Here is an 8,975-nt window from a genome sequence, read left to right on the forward strand (position 1 = left end):
ATATGAGTACGAATAAAGAGAATCTCACACAGGATGTCGGCAAGATATCCAGTGGTACTTTTCTCAGCAGAATTTCCGGACTGATCCGCGATATTTTCCTCACGCATTTTCTTGGCACAACTGCTGCTGCGGACAGCTTTGGTGTGGCATTTGTTATTCCAAATATGCTACGGGGACTCTTTGGCGAGGGATCTCTTGCAGCGGCTTTCATTCCATCATATACAGAGATAAAGGAGACACGATCCAAAGAGGAAGCAGTCGCCTTTGCAATGAACCTCTTGTCTATTCTTGTGTTGATACTCATCGGCTTGGTGATGCTTGGTATCTTGCTAGCGCCGATCATTATACGCATCATGGCACCGGGCTTTAGTTCTGAAATTCAGGAACTTACAATTAAGTTGACGCGCATTTTATTTCCGTATCTTTTCCTGATTGGATTAACCTCAGTTATAATAGCGATTCTGAATGCCCATAAGATATTTTTCTTTCCATCACTTTCTCCATTTATGCTGAATCTCGGTATCATACTCCCGATCATTGTTGTGTCATTTTTTGTTCAGACAGATATCATGTACAGGGCATACCTCTTTTCATTTGGTGTATTGCTTGGAGGAGTTTTTCAGCTTATTGTGAATATCCGGTTTCTTAAGACGATCGGGTATTCTTATAAATTTAAGATAAATTTCAAGCAGAAGGAGCTTAAAGGGGTGTGGAACAGGATGATCCCGGGTATTATCAGTCTGGGTATCCGCGAGGTGAATGTTGTTGTGGATACACTTCTTGCTTCGCTTCTTATTACAGGTAGTGTTGCAGCACTTCAATACGGAAACCGGCTGATGCAGCTACCACTCGGCGTGTTCGGTGTAGCAGTTGGCGCAGCAGTGTTGCCGATGTTTTCCAGGCAGACTGCACATAAGAGAGCTGATGAACTCATCGGTTCGATACAGGAAGCGTTCCAGATGATCATGATCATCATGATGCCCATAATAGCTCTTATATTAGTGCTGGGAAAAGATGCGATCTCTTTGGTATTTCTTCATGGAGCTTTTGATCACCAGGCACTTATCATGACTTACTCAGCACTTGCTTTTTATTCGATCGGTTTGATATCGCACAGCTCGGTGAAGATTTTCGCATCTGCTTTCTTTGCTTTGAAAAATACCAAAATCCCAATGATCATTGCAGGAATTGCTGTTGTTTGTAATATCATTCTTAATATTATTTTGATGAAACTACTTCAGCTTAGAGGCCTTGCACTTGCCACATCCATTGCAGCAACATTGCAGGCAACGATACTTTTCTTGGCACTCCAAGTAAAGGTCGGACGCATATCTTTCAAGAAGATCAGTATCACATTTGTTAAGGTTGTTGTATTGTCTCTCATTACAGGTATCGTGGCTTATTATGTGAATGTGCTTTTATCACAATATTTTCTTCCAACCAAGGTATTCATTCTGATAAAATTAATCATAATTTTTGTTATCTGTATCTTGATATATTTTATAGGACTAAAGCTCTTCAAAGTTACCGACCTTAGGAAAATTAAACAATCAATTTTTCTTTCAACCAGATGAAATCCGCAGTCCGGGAAAAACTAAAACTTATTCCGCATAATCCGGGCGTTTACTTGATGAAGAACAGCAAAGGTGGGATCATCTATGTGGGCAAAGCAAAAAATCTAAAAAAACGGGTTTCCTCTTACTTTAATAGGAACAGCTTCGATCTCCCACGCACAGAGGTACTTGTAAGCAGAATTGCTGATCTCGATTATATCGTGACGCGCAGTGAGATGGATGCACTGATCCTCGAAGACACCCTTATCAAGAAACATCGTCCGAAATTCAATGTATCATTGAAAGATGACAAGCGTTATCCCTACCTCAAGATCACGATGAAAGAAGCTTTTCCGCGCGTAGTCGTAACTAGATCAGTTGATCGAGACGGATCAAAGTATTTTGGACCTTATACAGAAGCACGTTCTGTTCGACATACATTGATGCTCCTTGAGAAGATCTTTAAATTACGCACCTGCACGAAGTACATACCTAAAGAGGTCAAACAAGAAAATGCAGATCGCGCATGTCTCAACTTCCAGATCAATAAATGTGATGCACCATGCATTGGAAATGTCTCATACGAGGATTATCGTGAACGGATCGACCAAGTAATACTTTTTTTAAAAGGAAAGACCGATGCCATTATTTCAAAGCTGAAGGAAAAAATGGAACAAGCGTCAATAGAGCAAAAGTTTGAAAAGGCATCCGGGATACGAGACCAGATCATGGAAATCTCCCATATATCTAAGAAGCAGATCATGAGCAATCAATCGCTAGCGGATGCAGATGTGATCGGAATAGCTCGTTTTGAATCTGCATGTTGCAGCGTAATTTTGAAGATTCGAGACGGGAAGTTGATAAAAAAAGAACATTACTTTCTCGAAAACACCGATGAAGCAAACCTGCCACTTATACTTTCCCGTTTCATTACTCATTACTACAATTACCGAGAAGATATTCCATCGCAGCTCATTACACAAGAAGTACCGGATGATAACGAGCTTCTTACTGAATTATTAAAAACAAAAATATACATTCCACAAAAAGGGGATAAAAAGAAACTCGTGGACATGGCAAAACATAATGCCTTTTTACTCGTTGAGGAAAAGAGACTCGCTCATATAAAATCATCACAGAGAACCGTGTTTGCGGTGAAGGAGTTAAAAGAAAAACTTCGGATGGATAAACTTCCCAGGACGATTGCCGCTTTCGATGTTTCGAATCTCTTTGGTGAAGATGCAGTAGCTTCGATGGTTTTTTTTGATAATGGTAAGCCTAAGAAAAACCAATATCGTAGATTTAAAATTAAATTTGTACCCGGAATTGATGATTATAAAATGATGAACGAAGCTGTTACAAGATATCTCAGTCACCTTAAAGATAAAGATGTGGAGATGCCGGATTTAATCCTCATTGATGGCGGAAAGGGACAACTCTCTGCAGCTCACTCCGCACTTAACAAAAGTAATTATGGCATTTCACTTTTCTCTATCGCAAAACGTCTCGAAGAGATATTCAAGCCGGGAAAGCATGAGCCGATCATTATTCCGAAAACATCATACGCACTGAAATTACTCCAGCAGATAAGAGATGAAGCTCATCGGTTTGCGATTACCTATCACAAGAACCTTCGAGATAAAAAAATACAATATTCTGAACTTGATGGAATAGAAGGTATCGGCGAAAAAAGAAAACTCCTGCTCCTGTCATATTTCGGATCGGTTGAGAAGTTGCGGGATGCCACGCTCGAAGAGTTAAGCTGTGTGCCGGGTATTAGTGATAAAATCGCTCAAAAAATTAAGTTCTCATTACAAAAACCTGAGATAAATTAGTATTTTATTGACAACAATTTAATAATATTAATCTCAATTGAGTTGAAGAGAAGTTTTTTGCATAGTGATTGTATCCAAAAGAGGAGACCTCATGGATAAATTGAAGATATCGGTTTTATATTGTGAGGATGAAGTTCTTGTTATGAGATCAATTTCAAAGTTGATCGAACGAAAAGTAGAAAAATTATTCACAGCTGTTGATGGTGAGGAAGGGTTCAAACTATTCATGGAACATAAGCCGGATATCGTAATAACAGACATTCGTATGCCCAAACTCAATGGACTTGATATGATAGAAAAGATGAAGATAACGAGTCCGAGAAGTAAGTTTGTAATTGTTTCTGCATATGGGCAGTCAGATTATTTTCAGAGGGCGATAGATATGGGGGTGAATGGATTTCTGTTAAAACCACTGAATAAAGATAAATTATATCATATGATCGATGAGTTTGCAGATTCAGTTCTCCTCAAAGAGCAAATTGCCGATGAAAAGTATGTACGTAAACAAACTGAACAGGAGTTGGTTAATGTAAACAGGATGCTGAGGGTAGTTAATGAATGCAATGAAGCACTTGTCAGAATACAGGATAAGCAAGTACTCCTCAACAGGATTTGCGACATTATTGTTGATATTGGGGGATATCCCTTTGCATGGATAGGGAAAGTTCACCATAATGAAAGCAAATCAATTGAAAATGTTGCACAAAGTGGATTTGATGCGTCCTCTCTTAAAGAAATGGATCTATCGTGGGATATGGAGAATGGACCGGATTCCCCGATTAGCAGTGCAATAAACAAGAAACGTATTGTTGTTTTTAATAAACTCAAGAAATCGCAACCCTTCTTTCCGTGCATTAAGGAGCAGTCAGCCACGATTCAATTTTCTTCACTCGTTGCGATCCCAATTTTGTTCAACAGCTCAATTTATGGTGCCCTTACAATTTATTCTTCGGAGAAAGATGCCTTTGACGAGTCAGAGCAGAAATTACTGCAAGAACTCGCAGATGATCTTGCATATGGTCTTAAGCATCTCAAACTTGAAGAGAAGCAGGAACAATCCATGATCGATCTGCAAAAGAGTAATGAAAATCTTGAGAAGCTTCTCCAACAGATAGTTGATTCTCTAACTTCTCTCGTTGAAATACGCGATCCCTATACATCTGGACACCAGAAAAGAGTAGCACTCATTGCCGAAAAGATTGCTCAGAAATTCAATCTCCCAGAAGATCAGATAAAGGGTTTGTATATTGCAGGATTAGTTCATGATATAGGAAAAATTTATGTTCCTGCTGAAATTCTCAGTAAACCTGGACGATTAACCGAACCTGAATTTAGTATAATAAAATCCCATCCCCAAGCTGGTTATGATATTCTAAAAAAAGTAGAATTTCCATGGCCTGTTTCAACTATTGTTGTTCAGCATCATGAGAGGGAGGACGGCAGCGGTTATCCAAATGGCGTTAAGGGAAAGGAAATACTTCTCGAGGCAAAGATACTTGCCGTTTCTGATGTGGTTGAAGCTATGTCATCACATCGTCCCTACCGAGCTGCAAGAGGAATCGATGAAGCCATACTGGAGATAAAGAAGAACAGCGGTAAGCTTTATGATAAAAAGATAGTTGATGTATGTGTGGAATTATTTGAGAAAGATCATTTCTCCCTTCCGAAAACTCAGTTATAAAAAAAGAGGTGATCACAGGATCACCTCGGGAAAATTCAGCTTCGAGATATTTATTGATTTTCAAGTGAACGATTTTTGATGTCCTCAAATTTCCTATTTTCAAACGTAACATCAACACCGTCGAATTGACGTTTAATATCCTCGATCTCAACCTCGGGATCTTTACTGTATAAAAGTTTTATATGGTTATATCGATTACATATTGTAACGATATTTCGTGAGGGATTGTTTTCCAGAATAATATAGATGTGATGCAGATCATCCCGTTCTTCCAGATAATGTTCAAGTTTCATGATATCATCTCCCTTGATATCCTGGGCATAAATAAAAGAAATGATCTTTTTATGACTTTTGGGAGAGACTTTGTTTCGTGTAAACCTACCTTTCATTGTACCTCCATGTGTTGAAAAAAAGTAGTGTTCTCAATTCACCTTTCAGTTATTCGTTATTTTTGAATCTATTGCCTTCTTGATCATTTGAACAAGGTCGTCGATCTCAAAGGGCTTAAATATGATGTCATGCAGCCCATCTTTCCTTGCTTTTACAAGCACGTGGTTTGGATCGTATCCGAAACCTGTCATCATGACTATGGGTATGCGGTCATCGAAATTTCTTATCTGAGAATAGAGTTCATAACCATCCATGTCCGGCATGGCAATATCACTAAGAACAAGATCAATGTGCTGTTCACGTATGATCTGGAGTGCATCAAAACCATTGTCTGCTGTAACTGCAGCATAACCTCTTTTGGGGAGCATGTATGAGAGGAAGTTCAGTGTGTCCTGCTCGTCATCAACTATGAGTATTGTTTTCATAAAACAGTACGTCCGGTTATCTTTGTAAAAGCCTGCATATACTTCTCACGGGTTTTTTGAATGATCTCATCAGGAAGATGCAGGATTTCATCGTCTGATGTTATATTTTTCTTATGTTGAATTCCCCTCGATAGAAGATAGTCCCGAACAAATTGCTTATCAAAGCTTTTCTGCGATGTTCCGGGTTGATACTCATTCTTATCCCAGAAACGTGAAGAATCAGGTGTGAAGATCTCATCGATCAGGATGATCTTATTGTTATAGAGACCAAATTCAAATTTTGTATCAGCAAGGATGATGTCCTTTGCTATAAGATTGTCATGAGCAAAAGAATAAAGGTCGAGACTTATCTGTTTGATTTTTTCAGCAAGTTCAGTATTTACGATCTGCTTCATTGCTTCAAAGCTGATGTTCTCATCATGTCCTTGTTCAGCTTTTGTTGAAGGTGTGAAAAGGGGTTCAGGTAGTTTTTCAGATTCTTGTAATCCCCTCGGTAAAACAATACCGCATACTGCACCTGTCTTAAGATAATCCTTCCATCCGCTACCTGTTATATAACCTCGAACAATGCATTCGACGGGAAATTTCTCAGCTTTTTTTACCAGCATTGAGCGTTTTTCAAGATCATCTGTAACATTGCGGAGGATTTCGGGAAAATCCTTAACTTGTGTTGAGATCACATGATTAGGAATAAGCGATTGGGTCTTGTTAAACCAGTAAGCAGCAATCTGATTCAATATCTTTCCTTTGTCAGGAATAGTGTTCAGCAGAACGTAGTCAAAAGCAGAAATCCTGTCTGAAGCAACAATGATAAGTTCATCATCGAAATCGTAGATATCACGCACCTTACCTTGCCTGAGAGGGAGCAGGTCTTTTAGTTGTGCCATTATATGTGATCAGTCCGCTTTTGGTTTTTCAATATTATATGAATATGTGATGTCTGATGATTTTTCAAGCATAGCAGTCACGCCGCAATAGCGCTCCTGCGAGAGTGAGATAGCTTTCTCAACTTTTTTCTCATCAATATCATCTCCGATTATCGTATATGTAATGTTTATTTTTTTAAATATCTTCGGGTGCTCATCTGTTGATTCCGCATCAGCGGTGATCGTAACATCTTTGTAGGGAACACGCATTTTATTGAGTAAAGAAACAACGTCCATGCCGGTACAGCTTATTAAGCCCATGAGAACAAGTTCTTTTGGTCTTGGACCTTTATCGTAACTCATCTCCTTACCTGCATCTACAATTATGGGGTGGTTGGAATCCGCTACTGCGCTGAATTGAAGCTTGTCAATTAATGTCACTTTTGCTTTCATATTACACAATAAGATTAAAGCTGTTATATATTTTGTCAATTTTTTCATATGATAAAAAATGATAATGGTTGACACACAGTATGCTCAAAGAGTAGTAGGATAGTATTATGAAGAAGATCATTTTAATAGTAATTCTATTTGTAATTCCTTCATTAAGCGAGGCTGATATGGCAGTTAGTAATTTTTTGGAGATACTGAATAATGCACCGATCGAGGAAAAATATTCTCTGCTTGAATCGTTTATGGATCGACAAGAGTTGTTTCCAATCATCGAGGACAGCACGAATGTTTATTTTCTAATCCGGCAAAAAGCAAAATCTGTCAATATTGCAGGTGACTTTAATGCCTGGCAATTGGATACATTCTGTACAAATGTGCCGTATACCGATCTTTGGTATTATACAGCTCGTTATGAACCGGATGCACGAATCGATTATAAGTTCATTATTGACGGAACTAATTGGATCCTTGACCCTCTTAATAATAATACATCATCCGGAGGTTTTGGAGATAATTCTGAACTACGTATGCATGCACTCAAACCAGTTCCGGAGATTGAGTATTATGAGGATATAAAACACGGTAGCATAAGAGATACACTTCTTTATTGTGATTATCTTGGACGGGATCGTAAAATTGTCATTTATTGTCCTTACGATTATTCGCAAATAGATGAACTTCCCTTCGTAGTTTTTCATGATGGTCAGGATTATTTAGATTTTGCACAGACAAAGAATATCCTTGATTACCTAATCTATCATAAAGAGATAAAGGCGGTTGTGGCAGTATTTGTCTCACCAGTAAAACGGACGGAAGAATATGCAGGAAAGCTAAAGAAAAATTACAGTACATTTATTACAGAAACAGTTATCCCATTTTTATATGACCATTATAATGTCTCTCGTCAAGCAGAGGATCATGCATTGATAGGTACTTCGAATGGTGGAAATATATCGTTATGGCTTGGATTTCATTACCCGGAACTCTTCAGAATGATCGGCGCACAATCATCCTATGTTGAAGAATCAATACAGACTACGTTTGCATCATCCGACACCTTGCCACTCGATATTTATATCGATATGGGGAAATACGACATACCAAAACTGAAGCAACTCGCTGAAACATTTATTCCCATACTTTCTGAAAAGGGGTATATGTTTACCTTCAAAGAATTTAATGGGGGACATAGCTGGGGAAGCTGGAAGACAAATCTGAAAGATATACTTATTCGGTTTTTTGGTACGTAAGGTTTAAAAGAATTGTGGAAAGACGTTAAGCAGTATTTGTATTATGATGTTAGTAACAATTCCTGCAGCGATATCATCTGCAAGCACCCCCCAGCCGTGTGGTAATTTCTGAAGCTGGTTGATGGGTGTCGGTTTAACGATATCAAATACTCGGAATAGTACCAGAGCATAGATAAAAACCATGGGTGTATGAGGGAGGAACATTACTGCAAAAAAGAATCCAATTACTTCATCGATCGTTATCTTTCTGCTGTCATGCCCCAGATCTTTCTCGGCACTTTTTATAATTGGAACAAATATGAGCGATACAACAATGACAAACAGGATTAATAATGTATTTTCAATCGAATTGAGGGTGGGTATGAAAAAGAAATAGAGCAAAGCTGTAATGATTGATGTGATCGTTCCCGAAAGGACAGGAAAGTATCCTACAAAACAAAACGAAACCAGTAAATTTCTACAGAATTTCAACATTATTAATACAGAGCGTCGGTCTCAATCCTTTCAATATCAGCACCAAGT

9 protein-coding genes are annotated in these 8,975 nt (G+C 38.4%); 4 read left to right on the top strand and 5 right to left on the bottom strand.

Translation table 11 applies throughout. The features are described 5' to 3' along the window. Positions 1–2 precede the first annotated feature (2 nt). The 3 genes from murJ (at position 3) to JW794_02780 (ending at position 5,069) form a co-directional block, all read left to right on the top strand. Positions 3–1,574, top strand: a complete 1,572-nt coding sequence (murJ, locus tag JW794_02770) for a murein biosynthesis integral membrane protein MurJ (protein MBN2017046.1) — start codon at positions 3–5, stop codon at positions 1,572–1,574. Next, a complete protein-coding gene (uvrC, locus tag JW794_02775; protein ID MBN2017047.1) occupies positions 1,571–3,388 on the top strand; it encodes an excinuclease ABC subunit UvrC in 1,818 nt (605 codons plus the stop codon). Before murJ ends, uvrC begins: the two co-directional genes overlap by 4 nt. A gap of 91 nt (positions 3,389–3,479) precedes the next feature. Then, complete coding sequence (locus JW794_02780; protein ID MBN2017048.1) at positions 3,480–5,069, top strand: response regulator; 1,590 nt, start codon at positions 3,480–3,482, stop codon at positions 5,067–5,069. Between the two features lie 50 nt (positions 5,070–5,119). Here JW794_02780 and JW794_02785 read toward each other — a convergent pair whose 3' ends face one another. From JW794_02785 to JW794_02800, 4 genes are read right to left on the bottom strand one after another with little or no spacing between them, the layout of a single operon-like run. Continuing rightward, positions 5,120–5,458 carry a hypothetical protein gene (locus tag JW794_02785; protein ID MBN2017049.1) on the bottom strand — a complete coding sequence of 113 codons (339 nt, stop codon included), beginning with the start codon at positions 5,456–5,458 and terminating at the stop codon, positions 5,120–5,122. A 45-nt stretch (positions 5,459–5,503) separates the two neighbouring features. Next, positions 5,504–5,884 (bottom strand): response regulator, encoded by a 381-nt coding sequence (locus JW794_02790; protein MBN2017050.1) that lies wholly within the window; start codon positions 5,882–5,884, stop codon positions 5,504–5,506. After that, a complete protein-coding gene (locus JW794_02795; protein ID MBN2017051.1) occupies positions 5,881–6,771 on the bottom strand; it encodes a phosphoribosylaminoimidazolesuccinocarboxamide synthase in 891 nt (296 codons plus the stop codon). Before JW794_02795 ends, JW794_02790 begins: the two co-directional genes overlap by 4 nt. A 9-nt stretch (positions 6,772–6,780) precedes the next feature. Beyond that, positions 6,781–7,203 carry an OsmC family protein gene (locus JW794_02800; protein ID MBN2017052.1) on the bottom strand — a complete coding sequence of 141 codons (423 nt, stop codon included), beginning with the start codon at positions 7,201–7,203 and terminating at the stop codon, positions 6,781–6,783. Positions 7,204–7,310: 107 nt separating this feature from the next. On the opposite strand from JW794_02800, the gene JW794_02805 reads away from it, so the two are divergent. Beyond that, positions 7,311–8,453, top strand: coding sequence for a hypothetical protein (locus JW794_02805; protein ID MBN2017053.1), 1,143 nt, complete (start codon positions 7,311–7,313; stop codon positions 8,451–8,453). 3 nt (positions 8,454–8,456) lie between these two features. On the opposite strand, the gene JW794_02810 is transcribed toward JW794_02805, so the two are convergent. Further along, the gene (locus JW794_02810) at positions 8,457–8,927 is read right to left on the bottom strand and encodes a phosphatidylglycerophosphatase A (protein MBN2017054.1); all 471 of its coding nucleotides are present in this window, start codon (positions 8,925–8,927) and stop codon (positions 8,457–8,459) included. Positions 8,928–8,975: the final 48 nt, after the last annotated feature.

This window comes from Candidatus Cloacimonadota bacterium (genome assembly GCA_016932035.1).
Taxonomy (GTDB): domain Bacteria; phylum Cloacimonadota; class Cloacimonadia; order JGIOTU-2; family JGIOTU-2; genus Celaenobacter.

Excerpts from the sequence above, each read along its gene's own strand:
- murJ (MBN2017046.1), top strand. The coding sequence starts at position 3 with ATGAGTACGAATAAAGAGAATCTCACACAGGATGTCGGCAAGATATCC.
- JW794_02780 (MBN2017048.1), top strand. The coding sequence starts at position 3,480 with ATGGATAAATTGAAGATATCGGTTTTATATTGTGAGGATGAAGTTCTT.
- JW794_02795 (MBN2017051.1), bottom strand. The coding sequence starts at position 6,771 with ATGGCACAACTAAAAGACCTGCTCCCTCTCAGGCAAGGTAAGGTGCGT.
- JW794_02785 (MBN2017049.1), bottom strand. The coding sequence starts at position 5,458 with ATGAAAGGTAGGTTTACACGAAACAAAGTCTCTCCCAAAAGTCATAAA.
- JW794_02800 (MBN2017052.1), bottom strand. The coding sequence starts at position 7,203 with ATGAAAGCAAAAGTGACATTAATTGACAAGCTTCAATTCAGCGCAGTA.
- JW794_02790 (MBN2017050.1), bottom strand. The coding sequence starts at position 5,884 with ATGAAAACAATACTCATAGTTGATGACGAGCAGGACACACTGAACTTC.
- JW794_02805 (MBN2017053.1), top strand. The coding sequence starts at position 7,311 with ATGAAGAAGATCATTTTAATAGTAATTCTATTTGTAATTCCTTCATTA.
- JW794_02810 (MBN2017054.1), bottom strand. The coding sequence starts at position 8,927 with ATGTTGAAATTCTGTAGAAATTTACTGGTTTCGTTTTGTTTTGTAGGA.
- uvrC (MBN2017047.1), top strand. The coding sequence starts at position 1,571 with ATGAAATCCGCAGTCCGGGAAAAACTAAAACTTATTCCGCATAATCCG.